Origin of the sequence: Actinoplanes sp. OR16 (assembly GCF_004001265.1) — a bacterium.
Taxonomy (GTDB): domain Bacteria; phylum Actinomycetota; class Actinomycetes; order Mycobacteriales; family Micromonosporaceae; genus Actinoplanes.
This window is the reverse complement of sequence record NZ_AP019371.1, coordinates 4,386,507-4,403,814: the sequence shown is the minus strand read 5'-3', so window position 1 is coordinate 4,403,814 and position 17,308 is coordinate 4,386,507. Positions and strand designations below refer to the sequence as shown.

The window sequence follows — 17,308 nt, the reverse complement described above, 5'->3', positions numbered from 1 at the left end:
TTCGACCGGCCACGCCACCCCTGCACCCTGTCACCTCGACAAGGATGCTTTCTCGCCCTCGAACCTGCGGCGGATCTGACCGACCGCCGTCACCACCAGGGCGACCTGCGGGCGGGCGTGGGCCAGCGAGGCGACGGCCGCGTCGAGATCACCGGCGCGGGCATCGTCCTCGAGCCTGCCGCAGGCGAGCGTCGCGGCGCCCACCCCGAGGTTCGCCATGATCCCCTTCAGCTGGTGTGCCTCGGAGCGCAGCTCGGCGTCATCGTCGAAGGCGAGCGCCTGCTCGATCCGGTCGAGGTGCTCGGGGATCTTCGCGGCGAGCGCGCCGAGCAGGCCGTCCAGCGCCGCCGCGGTGGCGACCGGGTCCGGTCCGCGCAGCTGGTCCAGCCGGGCGTCGATCTCGGCGGCCACTGCATCGGCGTCCTGGGCCGGCAGCCGGCTGGTCCAGCGCTCCAGCACGCGGGCCACGTCGGCCGGGATGAGCGGCTTGGCGATGTGCGCGTCCATTCCGGCGGCGAGGCAGCGGGCCCGGTCCTCGGCGAGCGCGCTCGCGGTGAGCGCGATGATCGGGACGTGCCGGCCTTCGGGCTCACGGCGGCGGATCTCGGCGGTGGCCGCGTACCCGTCCATCTCCGGCATCAGGCAGTCCATGAAGATCGCCTGATACTCCTGCCGGGTCGCCCGCTCGACCGCCTCCAGCCCGTTGACCGCGACGTCGGCGCTGTACCCGAGGTTCGCGAGGATGCCGAGCGCGACCGTCCGGTTGATGTCGTTGTCCTCGACGAGCAGCAGGTGCCCGCGGCCCAGCGGCGCCTCCGCCGGGGTGTCGATGGCCTGGTCCTCGACCCGGTCGGCGAGTGCGCCGACCAGCGCGTCGTAGAGCTGCGACTGCCGCAGCGGCTTCGCGAACGCCGCCGAGAACCGGTCCGGGTCCGGCTCGCCGGGCAGCCGGTGCGCCTCGTCGGCCAGCAGGATCGTCTTCGGCGGCGGGCAGCCGGGCGGTGTCAGCGCGAAGCCGGCCATGTCGAGGCCGTCCCGCTCCGCCGTGCCGATGTCCACGATCACCAGGTCGATCGGCCGGCCCGCCTCGGCCGCCTCCTGCAGCGCCACCCCGGCGCTGCGGGTGTCGCCGGTGCCGGCGGCCCGCATCGACCAGCCGGTGAGCTGGTCGGTGAGCACATCCCGGTCCTTCTCGTCGCGGTCCACGATGAGGACCCGCAGGCCGTCGAGCGAGTGCCGGTCGCTGAGGTGCAGGTCGCCGCGGGCGGTCCGCAGCGTGACGGTGAACCAGAACGTGCTGCCGTGCCCCGGCTGGCTCTCCACGCCGATGCTGCCGCCCATCAGCTCGACCAGGTCACGGCTGATCGCCAGGCCGAGGCCGGTCCCGCCGAACTTGCGGGTGGTGCCCGCGTCGGCCTGGGTGAACGCCTCGAAGAGCTCCTCCTGCTGGTGCTTGTCGATGCCGATGCCGGTGTCGCGGACCTCGAACCGGATCGGCACGGCGTCCGGGCCGGTGCTCTGCTGCTCGTCGAACGCCGCGGTGACGGTGACCCGGCCCCGGGTGGTGAACTTGACCGCGTTGCCGGCCAGGTTGAGCAGCACCTGCCGCAGTTTCGCCGGGTCGCCGCAGACCGTCTCCGGCAGCCGGGCATCGCAGACGCCGCTGACCGAGACGCCGTCCTGGGTGTCCGGCGGAGCGACCAGCGACACCACGTCGTCGATGAGCCGGCCGACCTGGAAGTTGGCGTCCTCGAGCAGGACCTTGCCGGCCTCCAGTTTGGAGAAGTCGAGCACGTCGTTGATGACGGCCAGGAGTGTGGAGCCGGCCGAACTGATGCCTTCGGCGTACCGCCGCTGCTTCTCGTCGAGGTTGGATCCCAGCAGCAGGCCGGTCAGGCCGATCACGCCGTTCATCGGGGTCCGGATCTCGTGGCTCATCGACGCGAGGAACTGCGACTTCAGCCGGGCCGTCTCGATCGCCTGGTCGCGGGCCTCGGCGAGAGCCAGCTCGGTCTGCCGGCGGGCCGTGATGTCCCGGACGAAGCCGTGGAAGTGCACGCCGCCGTCGTGGCCGATGCGCCACATGGTCAGCTCGACCGGGATCTCGTGCCCGTCCTGGTGGGTGGCGCCCATCTCGGTGGGCCGGTCCAGCAGCCACTCCCAGCGACCCTCCAGCAGACGGCGTAGCGCTGTGCCGTACCGGATCGGCAGCACGGTGTCGGCGACGTTCCGGCCGATGATCTCGTCGCGCGGCCAGCCGAAGACGTGCTCGGCCTGCCGGTTCCACTCCGAGATGACGCCGTCGTCGTCCATCGTGAAGAACGGGTCACTGGCCGCCCCCATGATCATTTCGAGCTGCTCGCGTTCCAGGCGCAGCCGCTGCTCGGCGCGGACCCGGGCGGTGATGTCGTGCGCCACCGTCGACACGCCGATCACCGTCTCGTCGGTGTCGCGCATCGGGGCCATGCTGAGCGACACCTCGATGATGCTGCCGTCCTTGCGCTGCCGGCGGGTCTCGAACCGGCTCAGCGCCTCGCCCGCGAAGACCCGGGCCAGCAGCACCTTCTCCTCGCCCTTCCGGTCCGGCGGGAGCAGCCGGGTCACGTCGTTGCCGACCATCTCCTCGGCCGTGTAGCCGTAGAGCCGCTCGGCGCCCGGGTTCCAGGTGCGGATCGTGCCGTCCAGGGCCTTGCTGACGATCGCGTCCTGGGAGGCCTCGACGATCGCGGCGAGCCGGGCGTTGATGTGCGACTGGAGACGGCGCTCGCTCGCCGCCTGCCGGGTGGCCCGGTTCGACTCGGTGATCTCGCTGCTCACGCCGAAGATGGCGTACGGGCGGTTGCGGCGGTCGCGCAGGGCGTACAGGGTGGTGACGAACCGCCGGTCGGAGAGCTCGTCCTCGAAAGCGAGCGGCCCCTGCGAGGCGAGCACCATCCGGTCCCGGCGGCGGTACTCGGCGAGCCGCTCCTCGGAGTGGACCTCGTGGTCGTACCGGCCCGCCGCGACACCGGGCGGGACCTGGTGCAGGCGCTCGTAGGCCCCGCTGACCAGCCGGTACCGCCCGCTCACGCTCTTCACGAAGGCGGGCGTCGCGGTCTGTTCGAGGATGGCGGCGAGGTAGAAGTACTGGTCGAGGCGACGCCCGGCACGGCGCAGAAGCTCGCCGCCGAGCGTCACGCCGGCCCCGGCGACCCCGCCCGCGACCAGCACGTATCGCAGCCAGCCGGCCTTTCCCACCACGCGTCCCCCTGTCAGCTCTGATTCAGAGTCAACCTACATGTGAAGAATTTCTGCTTTAGCCTTATTACGGACAAAGACCACATCGCGAGGGAGACGCCGTGGCGACAGTGATGGTCGTCGACGACGTGGCCGCCAACCGGGACATCGTCCGGATGCTCCTCGGATATCGGGGCCACGACGTCATCGAGGCGCGGGATGGAGCCGACGCGCTTCGGCTGGCCCACGTCCACCACCCCGACGTCGTCGTCTCCGACGTGCTGATGCCCGGCATCGACGGGCTCGAACTGGTCCACCGCCTGCGCTCCGACCCCGACCCGATCGCCGCGCAGGCGCCGGTCATCTTCTACACCGCGAACTATCTGGAACCGGAGACCCGGCCGATCGCCGAGGCCTGCGGGGTGAGTCAGGTGGTGCTGCGCTCGCAGGATCCGCACACGCTGCTCGAAGCCGTCGACACCGCGCTGGCCCGGGGCCCGGTCCTGCTCGATGTGACGCCCGCGGCCGACGAGGAGTTCGCCCAGGCCCACCTGCACGCGGTGAACGCCAAGCTGATCGAGAAGGTCCGCGCCCTGCACGACACCGAGCGGCGCTTCGAGGCGATGGCCGTCGCGTCCCCGGTCGGCATCGGCATCCTCGACACCCACGGGACCGCCGACTACATCAACGAGCGGTTCGCCGAGATCATGCAGCTGCCGCAGGACCGGCTGCTCGGCCAGGGCTGGCTGGACTGCCTCGACACCGGCGCGCAGGACTCGGCGCTCAGCCTCCTGCACGGCGCCGGGGACGCCGTCGAGCTGCGCTTCGACCACCGGATCACCTGGCCGGACGGCACCACCCGGCGGCTGCGGCTGCACCTGCGCCAGATCCACGACGACGATGACGGCCGGCTGGCCGGTGGCGTGCTCATGGTCGACGACGTCACCGACCTGGTCTCCGCCGAGGAACGGCTGCGCGAGGAGACCCTGCGCCGGCAGGAGGACGCCCGGCACCGGGACGCCGAACGCCTGGACAGCCTGCGCCGGATGGCCGGCGGCACCGCGCACGACTTCAACAACATCCTCGGCGCGATCCTCGGCTACACCAACCTCGCCATCGAGACGATCACCGACGCGCAGGAGGACGGCACCCTGCCGGCCGAGACCGCCGAGTCGCTCCTCGGCGACCTGCAGCACGTGGTGAAGGGCGGCGAGCGCGCCAAAGGGCTCACCCAGCAGCTGCTCGCCTTCGGTCGCCGCGAGATCATCCAGCCGGTCCCGCTCAACCTGAACACGTTGCTGCGGTCCGCCGCCCCGGCGCTGCGGGAGACGGTCGCCCTCGATCTCGACCTGGATCCCGGCCTCCCGGACGTCAAGGCCGATCCGGCGCAGATCGAGCAGGCGCTGCGCAGCCTCGTCCGGAACAGTGCCGAGGCGATGCCGTCCGGCGGCACCGTGACCATCACGACCTCGGTCCAGGACGAGAACGTCATGGTCTGCGTCACGGACACCGGCGCCGGCATGCCGCAGAACATCCTGGACCGGGCGTTCGAGCCGTTCTTCAGCACCAAGCCGGCCGGCAGCACGGCCGGGCTCGGGCTCTCCACCGCCCACGGGATCATCAGCCAGGCGGGCGGCCAGCTCACCCTGCGTTCACGGGAGGGGCAGGGCACCACCGCGACGTTCACCCTGCCGGCGCTGATCACCGAGACGCCGGCGCCGCCGCCTCAGGCTCTGGAGCCCGACAATCCGGGCGGTGAGACGTTGTTGCTGGTCGACGACGAGGCGGCCGTGCTGCAGGTCACCGCGCGGATCCTCAGCGGCGCCGGGTACGACGTGCTCACCGCCGCCGACGCCGGCGAGGCGCTGCGCATCCTGGAACAGCACCCCGGGCACGTGTCGGCCCTGGTCACCGACGTGGTGATGCCCGGCATGAACGGCCGGCAGCTCGCCAAGGTGGCATCGATGCGCCAGCCCGGCCTGTCGATCGTGTTCGTGTCCGGTTTCGCCGAGTCGCTGATCGACGAGAAGGGCAACAACCTCGAACCGGGGTCCACCATCCTGGCTAAGCCGTTCGACCGGGAAGCCCTGGTCAGCACGGTACGCGGCGCCCTGAACGCGGGTGCGCACAGGTGACTCACAGGTTCGTTGTCACAGGAATCAACTAGCATCCTTGGCCCGGCGGCCTGACCATACGCCGCCCGAGCCCTGGAGGACCCCGGTGACCACTGACGGTGATCGCCAGCCGATCGTCGAGGAGACGCCGACGGTCGTCCTGCCGGCCCAGAAGATGCCGGCCCAGAAGGTGCCGACGCACGACGTGATCGACATGGCCGAGGAGGAGCCGCAGCCGGCTCGCCGCCGGAGCCGGATCCCGCTGATCGCCGGTGCCGCGGTGCTCGTCCTCGCGGCCGGCGCCGGAACAGCGGTGACCTACGCCTACCGGGGTGACGTGCCGCTCGGTGTCACGGTGCTCGGCGCGGAGCTCGGCGGGCTCGGCCGTGCCGAAGCGGCCGCCGAACTCCGCCGCCACCTGGCCGCCGACACCCGGCTGACCCAGCCGCTCACCGTCACCGTCGACAACCGTGACGCCACCGTGAAGCCGGCCGACGTCGGCCTGGTCGTCGACGTGGACGCCACCATCGCCGCTGCGGCGAAGGGCAACCCGTCGCCGTTCGGCGAGCGCGCGGTCGCCCCGGTCGTCGCCGTCGACGCCGAGCTGCTCGACGAGAAGCTGCGCGCGTCGCTCGGCAGGATCGGCGAGCCGATGACGAAGCCGGCAGTGGTCTTCGACGGCGTCAAGCCGCGAGCCGTGCACCCGGCGCCCGGCCGTGACCTGGTGCCGGCCTCCGCAGCCGCCGCGGTCCGCGCCGCCTGGCCCTCCGCCAGCACTGTCGGCATCCCGCTGGAAGAGGTGCACCCGGTCACCACGGCCGCCGAGGTCGACCGGCTGCTGGCCGACGTCGCCACGCCGGCCGTCTCCGGGCCGCTCACCATCACCTCGGACAAGGGCACCGTCACCGTCCCGCCGTCGGCGATCGCGAAGAGCCTGGTCCTCAGCGCCGACAAGGCCGGCAGGATCGAGCCGCGGATCGACGCCAAGAAGCTGCGCGCCGCGATCACCAAGCCGCTCGCCGAGGTCGAGACCGAGGCGAAGGACGCGAAGTTCAGTCTCAAGGGCGGCAGACCGTCCATCGTCGAAGGCGCTGACGGCACCGCCGTCGATCTGGCCGGGATGGCCCCGGAGATCCTGAACGTCCTTTCGCGCACGAGCGGACGGACCATCGCCGCCACCGTCGTGAAGGCCGCGCCTTCGCTGAGCGGCGCCGAACTCGGCAAGCTCGGCGTACAGAAGAAGATCTCGACCTTCACCACGAGATTCACCGGAGGGCTCGGCTCGTCACGGAGCCAGAACATCGTCCAGGCGGCGAAGCAGGTCGAGGGTGCGCTGGTGCTGCCGGGTGAGACGTTCTCGCTGAACAAGCACACCGGCGAGCGCTCCTACAAGCAGGGGTACAAGGACGCGCCGGTCATCCTCGGCGGCAAGCTGACCCCGGGCGTCGGCGGCGGCGTCTCGCAGTTCACCACGACGCTGTTCAACGCGACGTACTACGCGGGGCTCAAGGACGTCGAGCACAAGCCGCACTCGTACTACTTCGACCGCTATCCCGCGGTGATCGAGTCGACGATCTTCTACCCCGATCTCGATTTCAAGTTCAAGAACGATTCGCCGTACGGGGTACTGCTCGACACCTCCTGGACCAGCAACAGCATCACGGTCTCGGTCTGGAGCACCAAGGTGTGGGACAAGGTGACCACGGAGTGGAGCAAGCGGCGGAACGTCACGTCGCCGCGCACGATCACCCTGCCGGCCGGTCCGAGCTGTATCGCCACGGGTGGGCTGCCCGGCTTCACGCAGGACGCGTTCCGGCTGTTCCACCGGGACGGCGAAGTGGTGAAGCGCGAGAAGTTCACGTGGAAGTACGACGCCGAGCCGAACTACATCTGCGGCGGCACGCCGGCCGAGGACGACTGAAGGTGCTCGCCGGCGAGCGGTGTGCTCGGCGCGGTGCCGGCCACGCCGCTCGCCGGCGCGATCTCCCGGATCAGCCGATCAGGGCTTGGTCGCCGACACGACCAGGTTGAAGCCCGTGTCGGCGGCCACGATCGGGTCGGTGAAACCGGCTGCCGCCAGCAACTCCAGCCGCTTCGCCGGGCCACCGAGCGTCCCGAGCCCGTAGGCGCCGGGCTGCCCGAGTGACGTGGGAGTGCACAACGCGGTGCTCGACGCGTACCCGATCCGGGTTATCGGCATCCCGATCGTGGACGTCCAGTCGTCGGCCGACCAGGGCTCGACCGCCACCACGATGCCGCCGGGCGCGAGCGCGTCGAAAGCGGCCTTCAGCGCCGCGACCGGATCGCCCAGATCGTGCAGGGAGTCGAAGTAGACCACCACGTCGAACGGCCCGTGCGCGCCGATCGCCGCCGAATCGGCCACGTGGAAGGCGACGCCGCTCGCCGCCTCGACGGCTCGCGCACGAGCCGTCGCGATCGACGGCTCGTGGTAGTCGAAACCGGTCACGGTGGCTGCCGGCCAGGTGCGGCCGATCAGCAGGCTCGCGAAGCCGTGGCCGCAGCCGACGTCGGCGACCCGGGCGCCGGACTCCAGCTTCGCGACGAGTCCGGGGACGGCCGGGAACCAGGTCTGGGCGAGCTGGTTGACGTACGCCGTACGGAAGTAGCGCTCGATGCCATGGTAGGTGCAGCCCGGCACCTCGTCGCCTGCGAGGCCGCCGTCGCCGCGGAACGCCACCTCCAGATGATCCAGGGAGGCGAAGTACCCGGCGATGATCTCGCCGGCCGCCACGAGGTACGCCGGCGAGTCCACCACGGACAGCGCCAGAGCGTGCTCGACCGGCAGTTCGAAGGTGTCGCCGTCGGCGGTGACGTACCCGGAGACGGCCTGCTGCCGCAGCCACTCGGTGACCAGCCTCGGATGCAGGCCGGTGCGCTCGGCCAGCGTCGAGGCCGTCACCGGTCCGATTCCGGTCATGGCGCTGTACAGCCCGAGACGGTCGCCGAGAACGGTCATGGCGGTGCTCGACGCCCCGGCGAAGTCGGTGATCAGCTGTCCGGCGAAGGCCTCCACGCGGGCCTCGTCGATCGTCGGTGTCTGGTGCGTGTCTGTCGTCATGCCCCTACGGTGCGGGCCGCTCCTTGCCGGCTCCTTGCTGTGCACTTGCCAGCGCCTGCAAGGCATATCCGCAGACGGAGGCCGTGTCACTGAAACCCCGCGGTGACGGGACCGCATCCCGCAGCCGCGCCAGCCGATCGCGGTCCGGCCCCATCACCGCCGGCGCGAGCGCATCCGCCTCCGCGGCCCGGACGATCACCGCGGCGCTCTCCCGGTCGCCGCAATCGCTCAGCAGCTCCGCGGTCAGTCGCAGGACGGTCCAGAGCTGCGCGGTCATGTTCACGTCCCGGACTGCCGTGATCGTCTCCCGGCAGGCGTCGGCGGCCTGCTTCCGGCGACCGAGACGGATCAGTACGGCGACCCGCGCGACCCGCGCCACGTTGCTCGTGTAGATCAGGTTGGCCCGGTCGCTCGCGGCGATCGACCTGTCGTACCAGGCCAGGGCCTGCTCCGGATCGCTCGCCGCGACCAGCTCACCGCGGGTGAACGGCACGAATCCGTCGAACCGCTCGGTGTCCAGCTCGCCGGCGTGCTTCTCCAGCCAGGCGAGACCCGCCGCCGGATCACCGGCGTAGGCGTCCATCAGCGCGGCGCAGCAGATCCCGGTCGCCCGGGCCCAGCGCGGCGCGCCCGGATCCTCCGCGATCAGCTCGGCGTCGGCGCGGACCGCTGCGGCACGCCCGGCGAACATCCCGTTCGAGATCCGTACGATCAGCGCTCCCCACCGCAACGGATGATCGCCGGGCATCCGGTCGAGCACCGCGGTGAGCAGCCGGTCCGCCTCGCCGAGATTCCCGCGCAGCCATTCGGCGTTGCCGGCGGCCAGCCCGCGCAGCATGTCGGTCTCGGTCTCGATCCGCTCCGGTCTCCAGCCGGCCAGCTGCTCGGTCAGTCCCGGGTCCGGAGCATCCGCATTGATCACTGAGAGCAGGGCGGCCAGCTGCGCGCCCTCCGCGCCGGTCAGCCAGGACAGCGCCTCCTGCAGGTTGGCCATCTCGCGCCGCAGCGTCGGCGTCGTCCACGGATCCCGGTCCCGGCCGCGTCTCACCAGTTCAGTGGCGAGATCCAGCATCCAGCGGGCGTGGGCGTCGCGGGCCAGCCGCTCCCCCTCCGGGTCCAGATGGCCGAGGCTGACGTGCCGCACGGTCTCCAGGAGGCGGTAGCGCGGTTGTCCCTCGCTGAGATCGCAGGTGACCAGGGAGGCGTCGGCGAGTTCGGCTAGAAGCGGCTCAGCATCCTGATCGAAATAGGGCAGGGCGTCGGGGCCGAACCCTCCTCGGCACACCGCGAGACGGTTCAGCAGGCGCTGGGCAGCCGGATCGAGCAGACGGTACGACCATTCCACCGTCGCGGACACCGCCGTCGAACGATCACCTCCACGCGCCGGATCGAGAACGTTGAGCCCTGCTCCTAATCGGTCACGCAGATGCGCCAGTCCGAACACGGCCTCACGCCTCGCCGCCAGCTCGACGGCCAGCGGCAGCCCGTCGACGAGGGCGCAGATCTCGGCGGCGAGCTCACGCGTGCGCGCATCGTCCCGGAAGTCGGCCCGCAGCAGCGCCGCCCGGTCACAGAACAGCGCCACCCGATCCGCTGCCGGCAGCGGCCCGACCCGCAGAACCCGCTCCCCCGCGACACCCAGCCGCTGCCGCGACGTAGCCAGCACCCGCAGCCCCGGACAGCGGACCACCAGCTCGTCCACGAGATCACGAACCGCGTCCAGGAGGTGCTCACAGTTGTCCAGCACGAGCACCGCGGGCGCCGCGCCGAGCCGCTCGGCCAGCGCGGCGAACCCACCCCTCGGCGCAGCCCGCAACCCGAGCGCCCCGGCCACCGCCGCCGCCACATCGGACGGCACCGACCGCTCAGCCAGCTCCACGACCAGCTCCCCGCCGCCGAGCGCCTCCACCATCAGCCGCGTCTTACCCACCCCGCCGGGCCCCACCAGCGTCACGACCCGGTCAGCGGCAAGAGCACTTTTCAGAGCATCAAGCTCCCCTGTACGCCCGAAGAACCGATCACCCCGCCGCCCCACCAGACTCCGCGGTCCCCGACGACCACCGCCGAACCCCGTCGCTCCCGCCCCACCTTCCCGCGCGGCTCCCGACCAGCCGGACCGGTCGTCCCCCGCAGCTCCCGACCAGCCAGACCGGTCGTCCCCCGCAGGTCCTGACCCCTCGGTCACGCTTTTCGCGCCGCCTCCGCCGCCGGGCGACATTTCCGAAATGTCGCCCGGAGCAAGGGACGGATCGTCGGCCAGGATGCGGCGCTGCAGGCTGATCAGGGCGGGCGAAGGGTCCAAGCCGTGTTCGTCCAGGAGCCTTTCCCGATAGGTGCGGACGACGGTGAGCGCCTCCGGAGTCCGGCCGGTCGCATGCAACGCACGCATCAGCAGCAGCCGGGGGCGTTCCCGGAACGGTTGCGCGGCGGCGAGCGCTTCGATCTCGGGCAGTGCTTCGGCCGCCCGGCCCGCATCGAGCCGCCGGTCGAGGAACTCCTCCTTCAGATGAAGCTGCCATTCGTTGAGGCGGGCCACGTCCGGGGCGAAGGCGAGCCGGTCCGCTACGCCGCCGAGTGACTCGCCGCGCCAGACCGCGAGGGCCTCGCCGAGCGTGACCGCGGCCTGGGCGGGACGCTGACCACGAGCACGCCGCACCAGCAGCTCGACGACCGCGACATCGACGAAGTCACCGGACCCGTCGCCGGGCGACGCGAGGCGGTAGCCGCCGGCCTCCCGCCGGATCACCTCGCTGCCTGCCTGGCGGCGGAGCCGGGAGACGTAGCTGTGCAGGTTGCCGACGGCGTTGTCCGGCGGTTCGCCCTCCCAGAGCGCCTCGATCAGGTCGGTGACCGGGACGGGCCGGCCACCGGCCAGCGCGAGACGCGCGAGCAGGATCCGCTGCGGCATGCCGGCCAGCGGGACGACCCGCCCGTCCCGGACCAGCTCGACCGGCCCCAGCACACCCACCCGGATTCCCACGGCGTCATTCTGACCAGTACGCCGAGTCCCCGACCACTACTTATCCACTCCCCGACAGCCGGGCGGGTCACGGTCCCCCGAGCGATCCAGCTGACGATCAGCGAGGGGCGATAGGGTCTGGCGGTGCGGACGAAGCAGCAGCTGACCGAGGACATCCACCGCGAGCGGCGAGCCGCCCTCGTCGTCAACGCGAAGTCCCGCCGCGGCCGGCAGTTCTATGAGGACGCGCACGAGCGACTGCAGAAGGCGGGTTTCAAGCTGCTCGGCGCCTACGCCGTGGAGCGCGATCTGGAGCAGAGCCTGCAGCGGGCGATCGACCTCGGCCCCGATCTGCTGGTTGCGGGCGGCGGCGACGGCACGATCAGCACGGCGGGCCGGATGCTGGCGCATCGGGACATGGCGCTGGGGCTTCTGCCGCTGGGGACCACGAACAATTTCGCCCGTACGGTCGGCATCCCGCCCGACCTGGACACGGCCGTCACGACGATGACCGACGGACTGGTGATCGATGTGGACCTCGGGATCGCCGGGGACATGCCGTTCACCAACCACGTCGGGATCGGGCTCTCCGCCGAAGTGATGATCAACGCGCCGAGCCGGCTCAAGAGGGCGATCGGCCGGTTCGCCTACCCGATCACCGCCCTGGGTCTGCTGCGGAGGCACAGGCCCCTGCGGGCGACGATCCGCGCCGGCGGCCGGGAGATCGTCTTCGCGACGCACCAGGTCTACGTGGCGAACGGCGGCTTCCACGCGGGTCGCCCGATCACGGCTGACGCGCACGCGGACGACCGGCTGCTGGTGGCCTACCCGGTGGGCGAGTCGACCCGGCGGGGGCTTCTCCGCGAGACGGCCCGGAATGCTTTGACGGGCCACCGCCGTACGCTGCATGAACGCCCTTTTCTCGCGGTGGGTGAGCTGTGGCTCGAAACCGATCGTCCGGCCGCGGTGGAGGTGGACGGCGAGCCGTGCGGGAGGACGCCGCTGCGGATCGCCCTCGACGCGAACGCGCTCCGGATCATGGCACCTCCGGGTACTGAAGATCACTGACACACCATGTTGGGTTGCCCCTGAGCGAGCGCATCCATATATGGTGTCTCCCGCAGCTGGTTCGGCCCCGCGCAAGCGGACGCCGAGGCAAGAGGGAATCCGGTGTGAGTCCGGAACTGCCCCGCAGCGGTTAGTGGGAACGACCGCCGTCAGTAAGCACTGGGCGCAAGCCTGGGAAGCGACGGCCAGTAGGAACGTGTCATGCGCCCACGAGTCCGAAGACCTGCCAGCGCGCCGCATGCCATCCCGGCCTGCGGCGGTCGAAGGTCGCGTGGGACGACCGACGCCGGAGGCCGATGTCGGCCGGCGTCTCCCCGTGCCCGGATGACCCAGGGCTCGCGAGGAGAGAGCAATGACAGCGGTACCGGAACAACGCAGGCACGCCATGCAGGTCCGAAAGCGCAACGGCGAGACCGAGGCGGTCGACGTCAACAAGATCGTCACGGCGGTCGAGCGCTGGGTCGCCGACCTGGACGAGGTGGATCCGCTGCGGGTCGCCACGAAGACCATCAGCGGCCTCTACGACGGCGCCACCACCGCGGAGCTGGACAAGCTGTCGATCCAGACGGCCGCCGAGCTGATCGGTGAGGAACCGCAGTATTCCAAGGTCGCCGCACGGCTGCTCGCGGCGTACATCGCCGAGGAGGTCGGCGACGAGGGCGTCACGACGTTCAGCGAGTCGATCGCCCTGGGGCACATCGAGGGCCTGATCAGCGACGAGACGGCCGAGTTCGTCCAGAGAAATCGCGACGAACTGGACTCGGCGATCAACGACGACGCCAACCTGAGGTTCGAATACTTCGGATTGCGCACCGTCGCCGACCGCTATCTGCTGCGGCACCCCACCAAGCGGACGCTCATCGAGACCCCGCAGCACTGGCTGCTCCGGGTGGCGTGCGGCCTGTCGACGACCGCGGACGAGGCGATCGGCTTCTACCGCCTGATGTCCAGCCTCGCCTATCTGCCCAGCTCACCGACGCTGTTCAACTCGGGCACCCGGCACACCCAGATGTCGAGCTGCTTCCTCGTCGACTCCCCCAAGGACGAGCTCGACTCGATCTACGAGCGGTACCACCAGGTCGCGAAGCTGTCGAAGTTCTCCGGCGGCATCGGCATCTCGTGGTCGCGGGTCCGGGGCCGTGGCGCGCTGATCCGGGGCACCAACGGCCGGTCCAACGGCATCGTCCCGTTCCTGAAGACGCTCGACGCGGGAGTGGCGGCGGTCAACCAGGGCGGCCGGCGCAAGGGGGCCGCCTGTGTCTACCTGGAGCCGTGGCACCCGGACATCGAGGAGTTCCTCGAATTGCGGGACAACACCGGGGAGGAGTCCCGGCGTACCCATAATCTGAACCTCGCCAATTGGATCCCGGACGAGTTCATGCGCCGGGTGGAGGCCGACGAACAGTGGTCGCTGATCGACCCTTCGGACGCCCCTGAGCTGCCCGATCTCTATGGCGACGCGTTCACCGAGGCTTATCGGACGGCCGAGAAGAAAGCCGTCAAGACCGTCAAAGCGCGGGATCTGTACGGGCGGATGATGCGCACGCTGGCACAGACCGGCAACGGCTGGATGACCTTCAAGGACCCGTCGAATCGCCTGTCCAACCAGACCGGCGCGCCCGGGAACGTCATCCACCTGTCGAATCTGTGCACCGAGATCCTCGAGGTGAACAACGACGACGAGACAGCCGTCTGCAACCTCGGCTCGGTCAACCTCGGCGCGCACGTCACGGCCGCCGGCGTGGATTGGGAGAGACTGCGCGAGACGGTACGCACGGCCGTCGTGTTCCTGGACCGCGTCATCGACATCAACTACTACCCGGCTCAGCAGGCCGCCGCGTCGAACCCGCGCTGGCGTCCGGTCGGCCTGGGCCTGATGGGCCTGCAGGACGCGTTCTTCACGCTGCGGCTGCCGTTCGACTCGCCGGCGGCGCGGGAACTGTCGACCCGGGTCCAGGAGGAGATCTTCCTGACCGCGCTGGAGTCGTCGGCGGCTCTGGCCTCGCGTTTCGGCCCGCACCCCGCCTACTCGGAGACCCGCGCCGCGAAGGGTGATCTGCACCCGGACCTGTGGGGCGCGACCGTCACGCAGACCGCGCGGTGGGATGCGCTGCGGGCGTCGATCGCCGAGCACGGCCTGCGCAATTCCCTGCTGGTCGCGATCGCGCCGACGGCCACCATCGCGTCCATCGCGGGCTGCTACGAGTGCATCGAGCCGCAGGTCAGCAACCTCTTCAAGCGCGAGACCATGTCCGGCGAATTCCTTCAGATCAATACCTACCTGGTACGGGAGCTGAAGTCCCGCGATCTCTGGACCGCCCCGATCCGTGAGGCGATCAAGCGGGCCGAGGGCTCGGTGCAGGGCATCCTCGATCTGCCGGAGGATGTGCGGGAACTCTTCCGCACGGCGTGGGAGCTGCCGCAGCGCGCGCTCATCGACCTCGCGGCGGCCCGGGCGCCCTACATCGACCAGTCGCAGTCGCTGAACCTGTTCATGGCGGCGCCGACCATCAACAAGGTCTCCTCGATGTACCTGTACGCCTGGAAGTCCGGGCTGAAGACGTCCTATTACCTGCGCTCGCGGCCGGCGACCCGCATCCAGCAGGCCACCGTGTCCGTCGCTCCCTCCCTCATCCCGGCCTTGACGCCGGCTGAGGTCTGCTCCCTGGAAAACCCCGAATCGTGTGAGGCCTGCCAGTAATGCTGCTCGACCCCGGAATGGACCTGACCCTGCGGCCGATGAAGTACCCGCACTTCTTCGACCGGTTCAAGGACGCCATCAAGAACACCTGGACCGTCGAGGAGGTCGACCTGCACTCCGACCTCGCCGACCTGGCCGAGCTGACCGCCGCCGAGCAGCACCTGGTCTCCCGGCTCGTCGCGTTCTTCGCCACCGGCGACACGATCGTGGCGAACAACCTGGTGCTCAACCTCTACCAGCACGTCAACTCCCCGGAGGGCCGGCTCTACCTGTCCCGGCAGCTGTTCGAGGAGGCCGTGCACGTCCAGTTCTATCTGAACCTGCTCGACACCTACGTCCCCGACGAGAAGGAGCGGGCCGAGGCGTTCTCCGCCGTCGAGAACATCCCGTCGATCGCCCGCAAGGCCGAGTTCTGCTTCAAGTGGATCGATTCGGTCTTCGACCTGCGGCAGTTGGAGACCAAGGAGCACCGGCGGGCGTTCCTGCTCAACGTCATCTGCTTCGCGGCCTGCATCGAGGGACTGTTCTTCTACGGGGCGTTCGCGTACGTGTACTTCCTCCGTTCCCGCGGCGTCCTGCAGGGCCTCGCCTCCGGCACCAACTGGGTGTTCCGCGACGAGAGCATGCACATGGCGTTCGCGTTCGACGTGGTCGACCAGGTCCGCGCCGAGGAGCCCGACCTGTTCGACGCCTCGATGGAGCAGCAGGTACGGGAGATGCTCGCCGAAGCCGTGGAGTGCGAGGTCCAGTTCGCCGAGGACCTGCTCGAACAGGGTGTCAGCGGGATGTCGCTCGGTGACATGCGGGAGTACCTGCAGCACGTCGCGGACCGGCGGCTCATGGCGCTCGGCATCGCCCCGATGTACGGCAGCACCAACCCGTTCGCGTTCATGGAGCTCCAGGACGTGCAGGAGCTGTCGAACTTCTTCGAGCGGCGGGTGTCGGCGTACCAGGTCGGTGTCACCGGCTCGGTGAGCTTCGACGACGACTTCTAGGAACGAAGAAACGCCCCGGGAGATCGGCTCCCGGGGCGTTTCGCTTCGGTGCTGGTGAAACCGAGCCGGTCAGGCCGGGGTCGACGCCTTCTCATCGGGCGTCTCACCGGCTGCCGCGGCGGCCTCCGCCTCGGCGATGATCTGCTTGTCCTCGGCGGCGTGGCTGCGGTACTGGTTGATCGCGTAGATCAGCGCGGCGGCCCAGAGCACGTAGATCACGCCGTAGACGGTGTAGCGGACCGCGTCGGGCGCGTCGATCCAGTCGCTGCGCAGCAGGGATCGGGTGTTCGTCAGGATGATCAGACCGCCGACCGCGGCGCCGAGCACCCGCGGCGGGATGTGCCGGACCAGCCAGGCCGCGATCGGCGCCGCGATGACGCCACCGATGAGCAGGGCCGCGACCCAGCCGTAGTCGATGTCCTCGTTGCCGATCCCGACGATGAAGCCGAGGCTCGCGGCGACGGCGACCAGGAACTCGCTGGTGTCGATCGAGCCGATGGTCTTCCGCGGCTCCAGCCGGCCGCTCGCCAGGATCGCCGGGGTGCCGACCGGTCCCCAGCCGCCGCCACCGGTCGCGTCGACGAAGCCGGCGACGACACCGAGCGGGGCGAGGAACCGCTTGCGCAGCGGCTTGCCGAGCTGGCCCTTGGGCAGACCCTGGAACGTGAAGCGGATGAACACGTAGAGGCCGAGGACCAGCAGGATGACCGCCATCAGCGGGGCCGCGGTCTCGGTCGAGAGGTTGGAGAGGAACGTCGCGCCGGCGAACGCGCCGATGGCGCCCGGCACACCGATCTTCAGAACGACTTTCCAGTCGACGTTGCCGAACTTCCAGTGCGAGAAGCCGGAGACGAGCGTCGTGCCGATCTCGGCGAGGTGGACGGTCGCCGACGCGGCAGCGGGGTTCGTACCGATCGCCAGCAGCAACGTGGTCGAGGTCACGCCGTACGCCATGCCGAGGGAACCGTCGACGAGCTGTGCTCCCAGGCCGACGAGGGCCAGGAGGAGGAGTTTCTGCATGTCTCTACCGCCAGTGGTGGATGGGGTGGATCGGCATGCATCACCGACCGAGCCTGCATTTCCTATTTATTGGATCGGAGATTAGTTGCTCGGACCGCGGACTGGCAAGCGCCGTCTCACGCCTGGTGACCGAGATGGCAGGATGTAGTGACGCTC

At 70.1% G+C, this 17,308-nt stretch carries 9 protein-coding genes and 1 riboswitch; of the genes, 5 read left to right on the top strand and 4 right to left on the bottom strand.

Features of this window, described 5'->3' with window-relative positions:
* Window positions 1-30: 30 nt before the first annotated feature.
* Complete coding sequence (locus EP757_RS20355) at window positions 31-3,240, bottom strand: PAS domain S-box protein (protein ID WP_127548326.1); 3,210 nt, start codon at window positions 3,238-3,240, stop codon at window positions 31-33.
* 98 nt (window positions 3,241-3,338) lie between these two features.
* Here EP757_RS20355 and EP757_RS20350 point away from each other — a divergent pair, with 98 nt between their 5' ends.
* The gene (locus EP757_RS20350; RefSeq protein ID WP_232050597.1) at window positions 3,339-5,351 is read left to right on the top strand and encodes a response regulator; all 2,013 of its coding nucleotides are present in this window, start codon (window positions 3,339-3,341) and stop codon (window positions 5,349-5,351) included.
* A gap of 85 nt (window positions 5,352-5,436) precedes the next feature.
* Complete coding sequence (locus tag EP757_RS20345) at window positions 5,437-7,251, top strand: VanW family protein (protein ID WP_174262423.1); 1,815 nt, start codon at window positions 5,437-5,439, stop codon at window positions 7,249-7,251.
* 78 nt (window positions 7,252-7,329) lie between these two features.
* Here EP757_RS20345 and EP757_RS20340 read toward each other — a convergent pair whose 3' ends face one another.
* Complete coding sequence (locus tag EP757_RS20340) at window positions 7,330-8,409, bottom strand: trans-aconitate 2-methyltransferase (protein ID WP_160165823.1); 1,080 nt, start codon at window positions 8,407-8,409, stop codon at window positions 7,330-7,332.
* Window positions 8,410-8,413: 4 nt separating this feature from the next.
* Entirely contained in the window at window positions 8,414-11,389 is a 2,976-nt protein-coding gene (locus tag EP757_RS20335; protein ID WP_127548322.1) for a BTAD domain-containing putative transcriptional regulator, read from the bottom strand.
* A 123-nt stretch (window positions 11,390-11,512) separates the two neighbouring features.
* On the opposite strand from EP757_RS20335, the gene EP757_RS20330 reads away from it, so the two are divergent.
* From EP757_RS20330 to EP757_RS20320, 3 genes are all read left to right on the top strand, one after another.
* Window positions 11,513-12,436, top strand: a complete 924-nt coding sequence (locus EP757_RS20330; protein WP_127548320.1) for a diacylglycerol kinase family protein — start codon at window positions 11,513-11,515, stop codon at window positions 12,434-12,436.
* 40 nt (window positions 12,437-12,476) lie between these two features.
* Window positions 12,477-12,682, top strand: a riboswitch (cobalamin riboswitch).
* 106 nt (window positions 12,683-12,788) lie between these two features.
* Complete coding sequence (locus tag EP757_RS20325; RefSeq protein ID WP_127548318.1) at window positions 12,789-15,137, top strand: ribonucleoside-diphosphate reductase subunit alpha; 2,349 nt, start codon at window positions 12,789-12,791, stop codon at window positions 15,135-15,137.
* On the top strand, window positions 15,137-16,132 hold the full coding sequence (locus EP757_RS20320; protein ID WP_127548316.1) for a ribonucleotide-diphosphate reductase subunit beta: 996 nt from the start codon (window positions 15,137-15,139) through the stop codon (window positions 16,130-16,132). The genes EP757_RS20325 and EP757_RS20320 overlap by 1 nt, the downstream gene beginning before the upstream one ends.
* A 69-nt stretch (window positions 16,133-16,201) precedes the next feature.
* Here the strand turns inward: EP757_RS20320 and EP757_RS20315 are convergent, their stop codons facing one another.
* Window positions 16,202-17,152, bottom strand: a complete 951-nt coding sequence (locus EP757_RS20315; protein WP_127548315.1) for a sulfite exporter TauE/SafE family protein — start codon at window positions 17,150-17,152, stop codon at window positions 16,202-16,204.
* Between the last annotated feature and the right edge of the window lie 156 nt (window positions 17,153-17,308).